Source organism: Xanthomonas sp. NCPPB 2864 (assembly GCF_056675615.1).
In genome coordinates, this window is the sequence record NZ_JBWWVS010000010.1 from 1 (window position 1) to 13227 (window position 13227).

Consider the following 13227-nt stretch of genomic DNA (forward strand, 5'->3'; position numbering starts at 1 on the left):
TCAGGGCGGGCTGGCACCGGGCGGACTGAACTTCGATGCCAAGGTGCGCCGCGAGTCGTCCGACCCGCAGGATCTGTTCCTGGCGCATATCGGCGGCATGGACGCGTTCGCACGCGGGCTGGAAGTGGCCAATGCGCTGCTGACTTCCTCGCCGCTGGAGCAGTGGCGCGCCGAGCGTTACGCCAGTTTCGACAGCGGCGCGGGTGCGGATTTCGCCAACGGCAGCAGCACGCTGGTGGATCTGGCCAAGTACGCCGCCGGCAACGAACCCAAGCAGCTCAGCGGCCGTCAGGAAGCCTACGAGAACCTGATCAACCAGTATCTGACCCGTTGATGTCCCGTGGCCGGCGGCGCACTGCGCGTCGCCGGCCGATGTCGGCCGCCCCCGTGGCCGCTCCCTTGCATGCTTCCAGGTGAATCCATGTCCAGTGTCTCCGTAAACGGCGCCCCCGATGCCGGTGAGAACACCCGTTTTATCGTCCTGATCAGTTGCGTAGCCACGATCGGCGGGTTTTTGTTCGGTTTCGATAGCGGTGTGATCAACGGCACTGTCGACGGCCTGAAGCAGACCTTCAATTCCAGTGCCGCCGAGACCGGGTTCGAAGTCGCCTCGATGCTGCTGGGCTGCGCCATCGGCGCCTTCTTTGCCGGCCGTCTGGCCGACCGCTGGGGTCGCCGTGCGGTCCTGATCATTTCGGCGGCACTGTTCCTGCTCTCGGCCATTGGCGCCGGTGCCTCGCACAGTTCCGGCTTCTTCATCTACGCTCGCGTGATGGGCGGCTTTGCGGTGGGCGCCGCCAGCGTCATCTCGCCGGCCTACATCGCCGAGGTCGCCTCCGCGCGCTATCGCGGCCGGCTCGCCACGATGCAGCAGATCGCCATCATCAGCGGGCTGTTTTGCGCATTCCTGAGCAACTACCTGCTGGCCAACGCCGCCGGTGCCTCCACCGAGCCGCTATGGGCCGGGCAGGCCGCCTGGCGCTGGATGTTCTGGATGCAGGCGGTTCCCTCGCTGCTGTTCCTGTTGCTGTTGCTGGTCATCCCGGAAAGCCCGCGCTACCTGGTGGTCAAGGGCCGCCGCGAGCAGGCGCTGGTGGTGCTGAAGCGGCTGTACGGCAACGCCGCCGCGCAGACCAAGCTGGCCGAGATCTCGGCCTCGATGTCGGCCGACCAGCACAAGCCCAAGTTCTCCGACCTCATCAACAAGGCCACCGGCAAGATCCGCCCGATCGTCTGGATCGGCGTGGGCCTGGCGGTGTTCCAGCAACTGGTCGGCATCAACGTGGTGTTCTATTACGGCGCGGTGCTGTGGCAGGCGGTGGGCTTCTCCGAGCAGGACGCACTGCTGATCAACGTGCTCTCCGGTGGCCTGAGCATCGGCGCCTGCCTGGTCACGGTGATGCTGGTCGACAAGATCGGCCGCAAGCCGTTGCTGTGGATCGGCTCGGCCGGCATGGCGGTCTCGCTGGCCCTGGTGACCTATGCTTTCGCCACCGCCTCGCTGGACCCCAACGGCAAGCTCGCCATGTCCGATGCCATGGGCATGCTCGCGTTGGTGGCCGCCAACGTCTACGTGGTGTTCTTCAATGCCTCGTGGGGCCCTGTGATGTGGGTGATGCTGGGCGAGATGTTCCCTAACCAGATCCGCGGCTCGGGCCTGGCCATTGCCGGCGCCGCACAGTGGACCTCCAACTTCGCCATCACCGTCAGCTTCCCGATCCTGCTCGGCAGCATCGGCCTGGCCGGCGCGTACGGCATCTACACCGTCGCCGCCTTCATCTCGGTGTTCTTCGTGCTCAAGTACGTCTACGAGACCAAGGGCAAGGAGCTGGAGCAGATGGAGGGCTGATCTCCCCGTTATGCGGATATCGGCATGGAAGACGAACAAGGCCGCGCACTGCGCGGCCTTGTTCGTTGATGGTCTTGCCGGGACCTTGCCGATGTCTCGCATGCCTGCATCGCTGCAGGTGCTCCAATCGCGCTGGCTGTCATCGTCGGGCTGGATTGGGTGCATGCGTCGTCTCGTGACTGCCGGCAGCTCCGGCCTGTGCTGTGTCAGGCGACCTGATTCCCATGTGGCCCAACGCACCAGCAAAGTGCAATGCGCGTCTTCAACGGCGATAACCGCCTGGGAGGGCACCGGCTCTTTTTGCAAATTGTGCGCCACCGCTATACTCCACCAGGCAGTTTCCCTCCAGACTAGGGCGAATCGTGGAACCAAGGAGTGGTGGTATGGCGGTAGCTAAAGAGCTTGTCAGGGGCATGCTGATCAGCGTGTGCTACTGCCTGGTGTTTCTGATGCTTTGGCGTTTTTCCCTTGATCAGTGGTACCTACCAGTTGGTTTGCGGGTTGTTACCTTGCTCTATCGACCTTATCGGGAGTGGCCGTTTCTGTTGGCGGGGGACGCCGCAGCGATGTTGTTCCTGCGGATTCCTTTGGGCGAGCTTCAGGGGTTCAGCCCGCTCTGGTCGTATTTGAGCCCCCTATTGCACGCGCCCTTGATCGCCTGTGCGATTGGACTGCTGCGTTACCGCGCTCCTTACATCGTCAAGCGGGAGCAGTGGCTTGTCCCCGCGGCTCTCGCGCTAGCGCTTTGGAATGCGTTATGCAGCCTGTTATTGAATGGGCTGCTCGGTGGGCCGCCGATCTACCCTGTAATAGACCTGCTGTTGCGATATGGGGCGGGCAGCTATCTCGGCGTGCTCACCCTGTTGTTGCCGGTAATGTTGTGGGCCAATTGGAATGAGAGCCCTGTGCGTTCCAGTTTTCCGCGGGATGTTGGTGTCGCTGTGGTTGTTGTCCTCAGCTTCTTCTTCACTCTTAGTGTCCTGAATGATCCATCGATTCGAAACGTTTTGATGGTCGCGATGCTCGTACCGATGGTGGTACTGACTTTCAGGCATGGGTGGAGAGGGAATGCCTTAGGGGCGCTGTTGGCAAGCTTTGCGCTTGAGTTCTCGATGCCTAAGGTGTATCAGCTCGGGTTCTTTGATCAGGCTGTTTTCAATATCCAACTGCTTTATGCGTTTGTGACGACGATTCTGTTTGTCTTCAACGCCCGTCTGCGTGAGCCTGCCCGCGGCGGTATATCGAATCAGTCGAAGGATGATATTTATACCTTTGGTCGCGCAAGTTACGCCAGCGCCGAGCGCCTGTTGCGCAATCGCGTGCTTGAATACTCCGACATCAATGTGCAGATCAATCGGATGCGCAAAGATGTGGTGGCCGATTTGAGAGCAAAAGGGCAGCATTCGGTTGCGATGGAGATGACAAGAGTGGGTGTTATCGAATCGCAGCTGTTGCAGCAATATGTGGCTGCATTGTATCCGTTGGAAATAGAAACGCATGGGTTGTATCAAGCGCTATGTTCGCCGGCGCTTGAGCGCTTCTGCGCTTCCAAGTTCCAATGTGTGTTTCGTGGCGACTGTAGGAGCCTGTCTTTGGAGCTACAGTTGAGTGCCTATCGCAGTGTGCTCAATTGCGTCGAGATTCTGCCTCCGGCTGGTAGGCATTTCATCCAGGTGCGTGCATGGATAGCGAGGGAGACGCGTGGTGTTGCAGTGCGTGTTATTGCTGATTCCTCATCGGTTGACGCGGTACGGCGCGACTCGAATGACGTAGAAGCAGAACTGAAAGCAAGATTGAAAGCGCATGGCGGCATGTTTCATCGCCGCCATGCATTGGTTCTGACATTCCTGGTGGCTGAAGCCAATCCCGTACTGGTCAGGGAGACACGATCCACTGATCCCCAGTTGCTCCGCGCCGTGTGAGCACTGTGAAGTTTCTTGTCTTATAGACAAGTTGGGCTTGATTGATCTGGGCTGCATCGTTTGCAGTCAGCTCGCTCAGGCTTGGAGCTGAGGAGATTTTATTTTTCTTGGGCAATACAACGCGATCCACATCCTTGCCCATTGGTAGGGTCCATAGAGCGTCATCCACCCGGGCGACGACAGCGTGGACCACACCGGTGACGTCGTTGATTTGCAAATATGTCACGCCATCACGATGGAACTCGTAGATGGCAAGCGAGGAGTCCATAGCGAGGTTGGCTGCCTTGGGATTGCTATCGCCAAGCCCGACGGCGGGCGCGCCGATGCCGCCACTGGGGCAGCAATCAGCCATCGCCGCGCTCGATGCGAAGAGTCCGATGATTAAACAAAAAGCCATAGGCCAGGTTTTTGCGTTCTTCATGATTTTGCCTTCCCCCTGCATGGGGCAACTCCGCCTGCGATTCAGGCGCTTATACGTTACGTGTTGAATGGCAGATTTTGTTGATTGTTTGTCGCAGAAAATCGCTGCGGCATACCGTCCGCCGATCAGCGAGGAACAGTCAACCGCATCCGCTGTTACCTGGACCTATCCGGTCAGGCGTGATGTGCAGTGCTGGAGCGCGCGCGCTATTTAGCGGCTCGGCTCGAGTTCGCCACCGGCACGTTCAAACCATCCAATCACTCGCCGGTGATGAGATTCGCCCCAACGACGCAAGAACTGCTGGGTGTGGTGGTCGCTCAGATCGCGCAGGCTTGCGATTCGTTGGGTGATGAAAGGGGCGGTCAGTGGCTGGGCGCAGTCGACTTCGATGCAGTGGCGCCAGGCGGTATAGCTGTCGGGGATGACGGGCGACATCGTTGTGCTCTTCGGTAAAAGTGAACGTGAGGGCAGTGGCGGGGCACGGCGGGCTTGATTTTGCGCAATAAGTGTTACTTTATAACACTTCATCCATCGTTCGTCCGGTCACGCCGTGTCGCGTTCCTTGCCGCAGAGTGTCGTTTGCCTGGTCACCATGCCGAACCGTCCGTGCTCGAAGTGGCGCGGTGGCCACGTCGATCCTCCGGGGTTGGCTCGATGAGGCGGCGGCAGGTGTTGCACGCCGTCGGTGCCGCCTTGGTGCTGTCGCCGCACCTGGTCCACGCGCAGCCGCAGCCGCTGCTGCGCAGTTGCAATCTGCAGCGTCAGGGCGCGGGACTGCGACTTCGGCTCGCATTGAGTACGCAGGTCGCCTACCGCAGCTTCAGCCTGTCCAATCCAGCGCGCTTGGTCATCGACCTGCCGGGCGTTTCGACGCAACCACCGCAGATCGATCCATTGCCTGACGATCTCGCGGTCGTCGCCATCCGTAGCGGCTCGCACGGCGATGGGCTGCGCGTGGTGCTCGATCTGGCGCAGCCGCTGACAGCCACGGCGCGCTGGGAGGATGGTGCACTGGTGGTCGATCTTGCTGCTGTGTCCGGCACTGCGTCGTTGTCCGCGGCCGATCCGACCGAGCCGGCCGTTGCGGCGGCTGCGCCCACGCGCTCCCGCCTGCATCCCTACGTGGTCGCCATCGACGCCGGTCACGGCGGCAAGGATCCCGGCGCGGTCAGTGCCGATGCGCGCTACGAGAAGCATGTGGCCATGGCGGTCGCGGGGCGGCTGCACCAGCGCCTGGCGGCCGATCCGCGTTACCGGCCGACCATGATCCGCAGCGATGATCGCTTCGTGGCGTTGCACGAGCGGGTGTTGATCGCCCATCGCCGCAATGCCGATCTGTTCGTGTCCATCCATGCCGATGCTGCGCCCAGCAGCCAGGCGCGCGGCGCGTCGGTGTTTGCCTTGTCGCAGAACGGCGCCAGCTCTGCATTTGCGCGCTGGATCGCCGACAGCGAAAACGCCGCCGACGACATGGGCGACAGTACGCGCCGTCTGCGGGTGCCAAGCAACCCGGTGTTGTCGCAGGTGCTGGCCGACCTGTCGCTGAGCGGCACCATCGCCAGCAGCGTGGCGTTCGGCAAGGTGATGCTCGGGCGGCTGCAGCAGGTGACGCGGCTGCATCAGGACCAGGTCGGGCAGGCCGGCTTTGCCGTGTTGAAGTCGCCGGATATTCCGTCGCTGCTGGTGGAAACCGGCTTCATGAGCAATCGCGACGATTGCCGGCGGCTGTGCGGCGATACGCATCAGGACGAACTGGCGCACATGCTGCATGCCGGTATCGACGATTACTTCCAGATGTTTCCCGGTCGCGCCTGAGGCGCGATTGCCCTCATCCCTTCTACGAGCTTTCGATGTCCGCCACGCTGCCCGATGTTGCCGTTACCGAACCTTCCCCACTGAGCGCGCCGCTGCGCTGGGTCGGCATGCAGGACATCGCCGTGCCGCTGCGGCTGGCCGATGCCGGGCCCGGCGGCAGCGTAGCCGCGCGTGCCATCGTGCAGGTGGATCTGCCGCGCCCGGAACTCAAGGGCATCCACATGTCGCGCTTGTACCGCCTGCTGGATCGGCATCTGGAGCAGCCGGTGTCGCCGGCGATGGTGTCGCATCTGCTGCAGGCGCTGATCGACAGTCATGCCGATTGCGGCAGCCGTGCGGCGCGGCTGGCGCTGAACTTCGAGTTGATGCTGCGGATGCCGGCGCTGCGCAGCGAAGGACTGAGCGGTTGGCGCGCCTATCCGGTGCGCATCGATGCGCAATCCAGGGCAGGCCACACCGAGATCCAGTTGCAGGTCGATGTGCTGTATGCCTCCACCTGTCCCTGTTCGGCGGCCTTGTCGCGCCAGTTGCTGAGCGATGCGTTTTTGCAGCAGCACCAAGGGCGCGATGCGTTACCGCTCGCAGAGGTTGCGCAATGGCTGCAACACAACGGTTCGTACGCCACGCCGCATAGCCAGCGCAGCGTGGCGCAGGTGCGCGTGGAGCTGAGCGCATGCGCGCAGCGCTTGGACATCCGCGAGCTGGTCAGCCTGTGCGAACAGGCACTGGCGACGCCGGTGCAGGCGGCGGTACGGCGCATCGACGAGCAGGCGTTTGCCCGCTTGAATGGCGCCAACCTGATGTATGTCGAAGATGCCGCGCGGCGGTTGCGCAAGGTGCTGGCCGAGCGCCATGCCGTCTTCCATGTGGCGGTGCGCCACCTGGAAAGTCTGCATGCCCATGACGCCACCGCCGAAACCGACAGTAGTGCCGATGCCGATGCGTTTCCTTCCTTCGCCGAGTGAGGAGTTGCCATGCAATGCAAACATCCACGTCGATCTGCCGTTGCTGCGCGCCAATGCGAGATTGATCGCACGCTGCGGCGATGCGGACGCGCGGTCGCGCAGGCCTATGTGTTGATTGGGCCTTACATGATTTTTTTATTGGGGTGATCGGCAAGAGCCACGCCCATGCGCCCACGCCAGGTTGCACGACGTGCAGCCGCAGGACTGAAGTGCGCGATCGGCGGCAAGGCGCAACCCGCAGCGCCCGGCGCCGTAACCAGCCTCAGCCAGTCGGCGCATCTCAGCACCTTGGATCGATGGCGTTGCCATGGGAGCTGCGCTTATCTGACCCTGGGCGGGATCGAGGCGCATCCACCCGACCAGCGGCAACCACCCATGCCCAATAACGCAAAAACCCCGCAGTGCGGGGTCTTGGCGTGTTCTGCAGTCAGACGACGGTGGTGCTCCCTAGGGGACTCGAACCCCTGTTTTAGCCTTGAGAGGGCCACGTCCTAACCATTAGACGAAGGGAGCGTTTGGTGCGTCTTGTGCAGCGCGCTAGTATAGTGCGCTAAAACCCGTTGGGCAATCCTGCAACACAAGACGGAAGCGCCATCATCGAACCCTCAGTTACATCTCCGTTCACGCTGCGCGTCATCCCACGCGATCAGCACACCATCTCGCGCAAGGACATCAGCCCCAACGCGCTGCGCGTGCTGTACCGCCTGCGCGAATCGGGCTTTGGTGCCTACCTGGTCGGCGGCGCCGTCCGCGACCTGCTGGTCGGCGGCCATCCCAAGGATTTCGACGTGGCCACCAGCGCCACGCCGGAAGAAGTCAAAGCGCTATTCCGCAACTGTCGCCTGATCGGCCGCCGCTTTCGCCTGGCGCATGTGGTGTTCGGCCGCGAGATCATCGAAGTGGCCACGTTCCGCGCCAACATCGACGATGGCAGCGGCGACCGCGAACTGGATAACGGCCGGCTGGTGCGCGACAACGTCTACGGCACCATCGAAGACGATGCGATCCGTCGCGACTTCACCTGCAACGCGCTGTACTACGCGATCGAGGATTTCTCGGTACGCGACTACTGCGGCGGCTTCGAGGACGTGCAGGCACGCCTGATGAAGCTGATCGGCGACCCGGAGCTGCGCTACCAGGAAGATCCGGTGCGCATGCTGCGCGCGGTGCGTCTGGCGGCCAAGCTGAACTTCGATATCGAAGCCGGCACCGCAGAACCCATCCCGCGCCTGGCCGGTCTGTTGTCCGAGGCCGCGCCGGCGCGCTTGTTCGAAGAGATTCTCAAGCTGTTCCTGTCCGGACACGGTGTGGCCAGTTTCGAGGGGCTGGAGCGTTACGGCCTGCTCGGTGCGCTGTTCCCGGAGAGTGCGGCCGCATTGCGCTCCAACCGCAGTGGCGCATTGCGCGCCATGGTGCTGGAAGGCCTGCGCAATACCGATGCGCGCGTGGCCAACGACGAGCCGGTGTCGCCGGCGTTCCTGTTCGCCCTGCTGCTCTGGCCGGCGTTCTGCCGCACCTTGATGGGCCTGCAGGCGCAGGGCGTGCAGCCGGAAGACGCGCAGCGTCGCGCCGCCGACCGGGTCACCCTGCATCAGCTCGAGCGCGTGGCGCTGCCGCGCCGTTTCTCGCTGCCGATGCAGGAAATCTGGCTGCTGCAGACGCGCTTCTCCTCGCGTCAGCGCAAGCGCGTGTTCCGCACCTTGTCGCATCCGCGTTTCCGCGCCGCGTTCGATTTCCTGGTGTTGCGCCAGTTCGCCTCGGCCGATCACGCCGCCGATGTGGAGTTCTGGCGCGAGGCGCAGAAGTCCTCCGGCCAGGAACTGGTCGATGCGATCGAAACCGCGCAGGCCGATCACGAAGGCGAGGAAGGTGCACCGCGCAAGCGGCGGCGCCGCCGTCGTCGCACCGGCGCACCGGCAGGCGAGTAGGGGCGTGCACACCGCCTTCGTCGGCCTGGGCGCCAACCTGGGCCCGGCCGAGGCCAGCGTGCGCGCGGCCATCGCCGCACTGGGCGAGCTGCCGCAATCCACCCTGATTGCCGCCTCGCGCCTGTACCGCACGCCGGCCTGGGGCCGCGAAGACCAGCCCGATTTCATCAATGCGGTGGCGCAGCTGCGCACTGCGCTGGCGCCATTGCAACTGCTGGAGGCCTTGCTCGGCATCGAGCAGGCCTTCGGCCGGCAGCGTATTGACGGCGAGCGCTGGGGCCCGCGCACGCTGGACCTGGATCTGCTGCTGTACGCCGATCAGGTGATCGACCTGCCACGCCTGCAGGTCCCGCACCCGCATCTGCAGGTGCGCGCCTTTGCGCTGCTGCCGCTGTCCGAGCTCGCTCCGGAGGCGATCATTCCGGGCCATGGAACAGTGCGACACGCACTGCAGGCCATCGATGTCTGCGGGCTGGAGCCGATTGGGTAGATAATGGCCGGCTTATCACCCCACGTAATGACTTCATGAGCAGCCATACCGACAGCAAGCCCTGGACCGTGCCCGCCTTGGCGCAGGCCAAGCGCGAGGGTCGAAAACTGGTCATGTTGACCGCCTACGACGCCGGCTTTGCGCGGACCTTCGATGCCAACGGCGTCGACCTGATCCTGGTTGGCGATTCGCTGGGCATGGTGGTGCAGGGGCACGATTCCACCTTGCCGGTGACCACCGCCGACATGGTCTACCACACCGCCGCAGTGGCCAGGGTGCTGGAGCGGGCGTTGCTGGTGGCCGATCTGTCGTTCCAGGCCGATGCCACGCCCGAGCGCGCACTGGACGCTGCCACCCAACTGCTGCAGGCTGGCGCGGAGATGGTCAAGATCGAGGGCGCCGGGCACAAGCTCGAGGTGATCCGCTATCTGGTCGAGCGCGAGATCCCGGTCTGCTCGCATCTGGGGCTGACCCCGCAATCGGTGCTGCGTTTCGGCGGTTACACGGTGCAGGGGCGCGGCGAAGCCGGCGAGCAGTTGCGTCGCGACGCGCAGGCCGTGGTCGATGCCGGTGCCAGCCTGGTCGTGCTGGAATGCGTGCCCACGCCGATCGCCACCCAGATCAGCGCCGCGCTCGGCGTGCCCACCATCGGCATTGGCGCCGGTCCCGGCTGCGATGGCCAGGTGCTGGTGATGCACGACATGCTGGGCCTGGACAGCGGTCACCGCCGGCCCAAGTTCGTCAAGGATTTCCTCGCCGAAGGCGGCTCGGTGGCGGGCGCGGTGCGCGCTTACGCGCAGGCCGTGCGCGACGGCAGCTTCCCCGACGCAGCGCACGCGTACGCCGCATGATCCAGACCCTGACCGATCTTTCCACCCTGCGCGCACTGGTCACCGGCTGGAAGCGCGAGGGCCTGCGCGTGGCGCTGGTGCCGACCATGGGCAACCTGCACGCCGGCCACTATTCGCTGGTGATGCTGGCGCGCCAGTACGCCGACCGCGTGGTGTCGAGCGTGTTCGTCAACCCGACCCAGTTCGGCCCCAACGAAGACTTCGCACGTTACCCGCGCACGCCCGAGGCCGACCTGCGCGGCCTGGAAGACGCCGGTTGCGATGCACTGTGGCTGCCCGACGTGGACACCATGTATCCGCTCGGCACCGCACTGGCCACACCGATCCACGCCCCGGGCGTCAGCGACGTGCTGGAAGGGGTGTGCCGGCCGGGGCATTTCGACGGCGTGTGCACGGTGGTGGCGCGGCTGTTCAATCAGGTGCAGCCGGACGTGGCCGCCTTCGGCAAGAAGGACTATCAGCAGCTGGCGGTGATCCGCCAGATGGTGGCCGACCTGGCGTTTCCGATCGAGATCCTGGGCGGCAGCATCGTGCGCGAGGCCGATGGCCTGGCGATGAGCTCGCGCAACCAGTATCTGACCGCCGACGAGCGCCCGCGCTCGACCCAGATCCGCAAGGTGCTGCTGCAGATGCGCGACAGCTACGCGGCCGGCACGCCGCGTGCGCAGGTCGAGGACGCCGCCACCCAGGCGCTGGAACAGGCCGGTTTCCGCGTCGATTACGCGGTGGTGCGGCTGCCCGATCTGAGCGAGCCGGGCGACAGCCATGCCGGCGCGCGCGTGGCCCTGATCGCCGCCCGTCTGGGCAGCACGCGGCTGATCGACAACCTGGAATTCTGAGCGGTCTGATGCCGCTGCAGGCGCTGCGTCACGCCGCAACCGGCAACGCCTGCGATCCTGCGCACAGGCGCAGTTGTCCAGTGCCGGCCTGAAGCCCTCACCACCGGTTGCGCGGCAGGCCGGTGGACACCGGCGCTTTCCGCTAAAATGCCGGCTTTCCTTTGCCGTTGCCCGTCATGCACCTGTCCCTGCTGAAAGCCAAGATCCACCGCGCCACCGTCACCCATTCCGAGCTCAATTACGAAGGCTCGATCGCCATCGACGGACTGCTGCTGGAAGCCACCGGCATCCGTGAGTTCGAACAGGTGCATATCTGGGACGTCACCAACGGTGCGCGTTTCAGCACCTATGCCATCCGCGCCGACGAAGGCAGCGGCATCATTTCGCTCAACGGCGGCGCCGCGCGTCACGTGCAGGTCGGCGACCTGATCATCGTGGCCGCCTTCGCCAGCATGAGCGAAGCCGAAGCCGAGACCTTCAAGCCCAATCTGGTATATGTGGACGGCAGCAACACGATCACCCACACCAACCACAGCATCCCCACGCAGGCCGCATGACACATACCAACGGATTCGACGCGCTTCACGCCCACGCCCAGCGCCTGCGCGGCGCTGCCATCCCCGCATTGCTTGCCGCCGAGCCGCAACGGCCGACGCAATACGCCAGGCAGGTCGGTCCGTTGTATTTCAATTTCGCGCGGCAGAAGTACGACCGCGCCGCGCTGGATGCCTTGTTCGCCATCGCGCGCGAGCGTGACCTGGCCGGCGCGTTCCAGCGCCTGTTCCGCGGCGAGCAGGTCAATGTCACCGAACAGCGCGCTGCATTGCACACCGCATTGCGCGGCGACCTGACCGATGCGCCGGTGGCCTCCGAAGCGTATGCCACCGCTGCGGAAGTCCGCCAACGCATGGGCGCGCTGATCCAGCAGCTGGAAGCCACCGACGTCACCGATATCGTCAGCGTCGGCATCGGCGGTTCGGACCTGGGGCCGCGGCTGGTGGCCGATGCCTTGCGGGCGCCGTCGGGCGCGCGTTTCCGCGTGCATTTCGTCTCCAACGTCGATGGCGCGGCGATGCAGCGCACGCTGGCCACGCTGGACCCGGCACACACCGCCGGCATCCTGATTTCCAAGACCTTCGGTACCCAGGAAACGCTGCTCAACGGCAGCATCCTGCACGCCTGGCTGGGCGGCAGCGAGCGCCTGTATGCGGTGAGTGCCAATCCCGAGCGCGCTGCCAAGGCCTTCGACATCGCACCGAGCCGCGTGCTGCCGATGTGGGACTGGGTCGGTGGGCGTTATTCGTTGTGGTCGGCGGTGGGTTTCCCGATCGCGCTGGCGATCGGCTTCGAGCGTTTCGAACAATTGCTGGAAGGCGCTGCGCAGTTCGACGCGCATGTGCTCGACACGCCATTGGAAGAAAACGTCGCCGTGCTGCACGGCCTGACCGCGGTGTGGAACCGCAACCTGCTCGGCAGCGCCACGCATGCGGTGATGACCTATGACCAGCGCCTGGCCCTGCTGCCGGCCTACCTGCAGCAGCTGGTGATGGAAAGCCTGGGCAAGCGGGTCAAGCTCGACGGTTCTGCAGTGGACAGCGACACCGTGTCGGTGTGGTGGGGCGGTGCGGGTACCGATGTGCAGCACAGCTTCTTCCAGGCGCTGCACCAGGGCACCAGCGTGGTGCCGGCCGATTTCATCGGCACCGTGCACAACGACGATCCGTATGCGGAGAACCACGTCGCGCTGATGGCCAACGTGCTGGCGCAGACCGAAGCGCTGGCCAACGGCCAGGACAGCAGCGATCCGCACCGCAGCTATCCGGGCGGCCGCCCAAGCACGGTGATCCTGCTCGATGCGCTGACCCCGCAGGCGCTGGGTGCGCTGATCTCGATGTACGAGCACAGCGTCTACGTGCAGTCGGTGATGTGGGGCATCAACGCGTTCGACCAGTTCGGCGTGGAGCTGGGCAAGCAGCTGGCCAGCCAGTTGCTGCCGGCGCTGAAGGGCGAGTCGGCCGACGTGGCCGACCCGGTGACGCGCGAGCTGCTGGCCAAGCTGCGCGGCTGAGCCTGTCGCGTATCGATGGTGTCAGACGACGGGGCCTGCGGGCCCCGTTTCGTTTCTGGAGTTCCTGCGTGGCAATAAA

General features: G+C 64.3%; 12 protein-coding genes, 1 tRNA gene and 1 pseudogene. 11 read left to right on the top strand and 3 right to left on the bottom strand.

Annotation, left to right across the window (positions count from 1 at the left end):
* From AC1KVE_RS17660 to AC1KVE_RS17670, 3 genes and pseudogenes are all read left to right on the top strand, one after another.
* Positions 1–334: pseudogene (locus tag AC1KVE_RS17660) on the top strand (xylose isomerase); the annotation flags it as partial.
* Between the two features lie 87 nt (positions 335–421).
* Complete coding sequence (locus tag AC1KVE_RS17665; protein WP_481093082.1) at positions 422–1849, top strand: sugar porter family MFS transporter; 1428 nt, start codon at positions 422–424, stop codon at positions 1847–1849.
* Between the two features lie 383 nt (positions 1850–2232).
* Positions 2233–3771 carry an MASE1 domain-containing protein gene (locus AC1KVE_RS17670; RefSeq protein ID WP_065032301.1) on the top strand — a complete coding sequence of 513 codons (1539 nt, stop codon included), beginning with the start codon at positions 2233–2235 and terminating at the stop codon, positions 3769–3771.
* On the opposite strand, the gene AC1KVE_RS17675 is transcribed toward AC1KVE_RS17670, so the two are convergent.
* A complete protein-coding gene (locus tag AC1KVE_RS17675; protein WP_456362914.1) occupies positions 3725–4213 on the bottom strand; it encodes a hypothetical protein in 489 nt (162 codons plus the stop codon). The two genes, AC1KVE_RS17670 and AC1KVE_RS17675, sit on opposite strands and share 47 nt — an antisense overlap.
* A 189-nt stretch (positions 4214–4402) precedes the next feature.
* A complete protein-coding gene (locus tag AC1KVE_RS17680; protein ID WP_046342384.1) occupies positions 4403–4627 on the bottom strand; it encodes a hypothetical protein in 225 nt (74 codons plus the stop codon).
* A 219-nt stretch (positions 4628–4846) separates the two neighbouring features.
* Between AC1KVE_RS17680 and AC1KVE_RS17685 the strand changes: the two genes are divergently transcribed.
* Together AC1KVE_RS17685 and folE2 are read left to right on the top strand one after the other, a co-directional pair.
* Positions 4847–6007, top strand: coding sequence for an N-acetylmuramoyl-L-alanine amidase (locus tag AC1KVE_RS17685; RefSeq protein WP_481092460.1), 1161 nt, complete (start codon positions 4847–4849; stop codon positions 6005–6007).
* A 35-nt stretch (positions 6008–6042) separates the two neighbouring features.
* Positions 6043–6972 carry a GTP cyclohydrolase FolE2 gene (gene folE2, locus AC1KVE_RS17690; RefSeq protein WP_481092459.1) on the top strand — a complete coding sequence of 310 codons (930 nt, stop codon included), beginning with the start codon at positions 6043–6045 and terminating at the stop codon, positions 6970–6972.
* 438 nt (positions 6973–7410) lie between these two features.
* Here folE2 and AC1KVE_RS17695 read toward each other — a convergent pair.
* Positions 7411–7485: transfer RNA gene (locus AC1KVE_RS17695), tRNA-Glu, on the bottom strand.
* Positions 7486–7532: 47 nt separating this feature from the next.
* Here AC1KVE_RS17695 and pcnB point away from each other — a divergent pair.
* From pcnB to pgi, 6 genes are all read left to right on the top strand, one after another.
* Positions 7533–8900 carry a polynucleotide adenylyltransferase PcnB gene (gene pcnB, locus AC1KVE_RS17700; protein WP_024939771.1) on the top strand — a complete coding sequence of 456 codons (1368 nt, stop codon included), beginning with the start codon at positions 7533–7535 and terminating at the stop codon, positions 8898–8900.
* Between the two features lie 4 nt (positions 8901–8904).
* Entirely contained in the window at positions 8905–9390 is a 486-nt protein-coding gene (gene folK, locus AC1KVE_RS17705; RefSeq protein ID WP_046342387.1) for a 2-amino-4-hydroxy-6-hydroxymethyldihydropteridine diphosphokinase, read from the top strand.
* A 35-nt stretch (positions 9391–9425) separates the two neighbouring features.
* On the top strand, positions 9426–10241 hold the full coding sequence (panB, locus tag AC1KVE_RS17710) for a 3-methyl-2-oxobutanoate hydroxymethyltransferase (RefSeq protein ID WP_039510407.1): 816 nt from the start codon (positions 9426–9428) through the stop codon (positions 10239–10241).
* Positions 10238–11080, top strand: a complete 843-nt coding sequence (gene panC / locus AC1KVE_RS17715; RefSeq protein ID WP_039510409.1) for a pantoate--beta-alanine ligase — start codon at positions 10238–10240, stop codon at positions 11078–11080. Before panB ends, panC begins: the two co-directional genes overlap by 4 nt.
* Before the next feature lie 176 nt (positions 11081–11256).
* Positions 11257–11637, top strand: a complete 381-nt coding sequence (gene panD / locus AC1KVE_RS17720; RefSeq protein ID WP_024939767.1) for an aspartate 1-decarboxylase — start codon at positions 11257–11259, stop codon at positions 11635–11637.
* Entirely contained in the window at positions 11634–13148 is a 1515-nt protein-coding gene (pgi, locus tag AC1KVE_RS17725; protein ID WP_065048970.1) for a glucose-6-phosphate isomerase, read from the top strand. Before panD ends, pgi begins: the two co-directional genes overlap by 4 nt.
* Positions 13149–13227 lie beyond the last annotated feature (79 nt).

Bases quoted from the DNA above. Each gene is read 5' to 3' on its own strand.
- AC1KVE_RS17665 (WP_481093082.1), top strand. From the start codon at position 422: ATGTCCAGTGTCTCCGTAAACGGCGCCCCCGATGCCGGTGAGAACACC.
- AC1KVE_RS17670 (WP_065032301.1), top strand. From the start codon at position 2,233: ATGGCGGTAGCTAAAGAGCTTGTCAGGGGCATGCTGATCAGCGTGTGC.
- AC1KVE_RS17675 (WP_456362914.1), bottom strand. From the start codon at position 4,213: ATGCAGGGGGAAGGCAAAATCATGAAGAACGCAAAAACCTGGCCTATG.
- AC1KVE_RS17680 (WP_046342384.1), bottom strand. From the start codon at position 4,627: ATGTCGCCCGTCATCCCCGACAGCTATACCGCCTGGCGCCACTGCATC.
- AC1KVE_RS17685 (WP_481092460.1), top strand. From the start codon at position 4,847: ATGAGGCGGCGGCAGGTGTTGCACGCCGTCGGTGCCGCCTTGGTGCTG.
- folE2 (WP_481092459.1), top strand. From the start codon at position 6,043: ATGTCCGCCACGCTGCCCGATGTTGCCGTTACCGAACCTTCCCCACTG.
- panB (WP_039510407.1), top strand. From the start codon at position 9,426: ATGAGCAGCCATACCGACAGCAAGCCCTGGACCGTGCCCGCCTTGGCG.
- panC (WP_039510409.1), top strand. From the start codon at position 10,238: ATGATCCAGACCCTGACCGATCTTTCCACCCTGCGCGCACTGGTCACC.
- panD (WP_024939767.1), top strand. From the start codon at position 11,257: ATGCACCTGTCCCTGCTGAAAGCCAAGATCCACCGCGCCACCGTCACC.
- pgi (WP_065048970.1), top strand. From the start codon at position 11,634: ATGACACATACCAACGGATTCGACGCGCTTCACGCCCACGCCCAGCGC.